Origin of the sequence: Methylocucumis oryzae, assembly GCF_000963695.1 — a bacterium.
Classification (GTDB): Bacteria; Pseudomonadota; Gammaproteobacteria; order Methylococcales; family Methylomonadaceae; genus Methylovulum; species Methylovulum oryzae.
Map to the genome: position 1 here is coordinate 1 of NZ_LAJX01000326.1, position 1,840 is coordinate 1,840.

Annotated in this window: 3 protein-coding genes; all 3 read left to right on the forward strand. The window is 38.3% G+C overall.

All coding sequences use genetic code 11. The annotated features are described in order from the left end of the window. Positions 1-223 precede the first annotated feature (223 nt). The 3 genes from VZ94_RS21080 to VZ94_RS21090 all read left to right on the forward strand — a co-directional run bounded on the left by VZ94_RS21080 (position 224) and on the right by VZ94_RS21090 (position 1,677). A complete protein-coding gene (locus VZ94_RS21080; RefSeq protein WP_045780755.1) occupies positions 224-562 on the forward strand; it encodes a hypothetical protein in 339 nt (112 codons plus the stop codon). Then, on the forward strand, positions 555-1,253 hold the full coding sequence (locus tag VZ94_RS21085; RefSeq protein WP_045780756.1) for a hypothetical protein: 699 nt from the start codon (positions 555-557) through the stop codon (positions 1,251-1,253). Before VZ94_RS21080 ends, VZ94_RS21085 begins: the two co-directional genes overlap by 8 nt. Before the next feature lie 184 nt (positions 1,254-1,437). Beyond that, positions 1,438-1,677, forward strand: coding sequence for a DUF3391 domain-containing protein (locus VZ94_RS21090; RefSeq protein ID WP_045780757.1), 240 nt, complete (start codon positions 1,438-1,440; stop codon positions 1,675-1,677). The last annotated feature ends 163 nt before the right edge of the window (positions 1,678-1,840 follow it).

The following is a 1,840-nucleotide window of genomic DNA, read 5'->3' on the forward strand; positions in this document are numbered from 1 at the left end:
GCAGGCGCCGTAAATACGTCCCTGTAGGCTTGGTGGCAGCATCCCTGCTGCCAACACCTGCACCCTAAATACCCTGTCCCTGCTAAAGTTTGTAGCTCAAGTTGGTTTAGATATGGGTTAAAAGATCGGGTGTTCATCGCTATAATAGCCCACTTTAGTGCGGCAGAACATTAGTTGTAGATTGACTATAATCCTTGTTAATGGTTACTCAGGAGAATCGCTTATGTTGAATATATTAAATAATGAATACTTTACCGAGTATTACACGAAAGGCTATATCAACACTCAAACATATTTAAATGCTGAGCTGGTTACGGCAATGAAAGCACATTATCAACAAATTCCGGAAAATCGTAACGATTATCCTCAGTATTTTAAGAAAAACGAGCATCAAGCATCCTTAGAAGGCCGATTAATAGGCTTATTGTTTAAATGGTTACCGCAGTATTCAGAGAAAATGGTGCATAAACTTTATAGTAACGCTTACAGTAAAGCCGTGCATACTGAACAAGTATTTATCGAGCCGGTTTGCCAAGCGTTATTAGCGCAGGGTTTTGCTTAGGTTTTTTAAAACCCGTTATTTAATCGCATCTTATGATATTTATTTAGGCAATGATTACTTACATAAGTCATTTACCGATATTCATTCAGATATTCCTAATTTTCACCATTTTTACGAAACCGAAAGTGATTTGACGATTTATATTCCGCTGATAGCGTTAAATGCTGACAACGGCGGACGCTTAAAAATATTGCCGGAAGCCAAAAGTAAGTTAAAAGTACCCGGTAATGTATTGCTAAAGATTATGCTGCAGTTTTTTCAAACCAACCCAGATAATCTCGATGCAAATGGCTATATTGATGCGGATAAAATCAGTGATGCTGATATGCAAGCCTTTATCAGCAGTGATGTTTATCAAGAGTTATTACAAAACTATAAAACCAGTACGGATTTAGCACGTGATTATTATGCCGATGAATTTGTGTTAGATGATTGGGCTGAAGGACAAGCGGTATTATTTACCAATAAAAATTTTCATGCTGCTGAGTCTTGGCTGAATCAACAGGCGAATCGGGAAATCTATATGCTGCGCTTGCTACCGTTATACGATTGCAAAATCAAATTAAAAAATCGCTTGCATGGGCGCTCCTTCAATAACTTTTTAATCGATATGCAAACAGGCCGTGTGCAGCATTTTGCTGACGGTGTGGATGTCAGCGCCATTGCTGAGCAAGATAAGTTAAGGTTATAAGTGTAAGAATGCTAGTTAGGTCACGTTTTTTCTTAATACACACAGGATAGGTTTGTGTTAACCAGCAACTACAACTATAGTTGTTACATACATTTAAAAGGGTGTCTGGCTAGGTTTATGTTGAGTCTAAATTTTGCACCTAAAGACACTATCATCTGTGATGGTAGGCTTTGGGAGAATACTTATGTTTCTTAAAAAGTTTTGGCCTTTCGGTAAGCGAAAGGATGAGGCTGGCTCAAAATATGAGTATTTTTCGACTGAAAAAGTGTATACGCCGGTTAGTCAGCTTACCATAGGCATGTATGTTGTTGAGTTAGACCGCCCTTGGCTAGAAACACCGTTTTTATTTCAAGGCTTTGAGTTAAAAACGCAAGCTCAAATCGATGCTATTAAAGATTTTTTGTACTTATGTTTACATCGATAAGACAAAAACCAAGCGGATTAACTACAACAGTTTATTAGCTCGCTCGAATGTTCAGACTAACATCATTAGTCAAATTGATTTTGATAAGCCGCCGCCGGAGAAAATTTGGCACGTTTGAGCGTGAAATCTTGCGGGCGGAAAATGTCTATGCCAACACCGAATA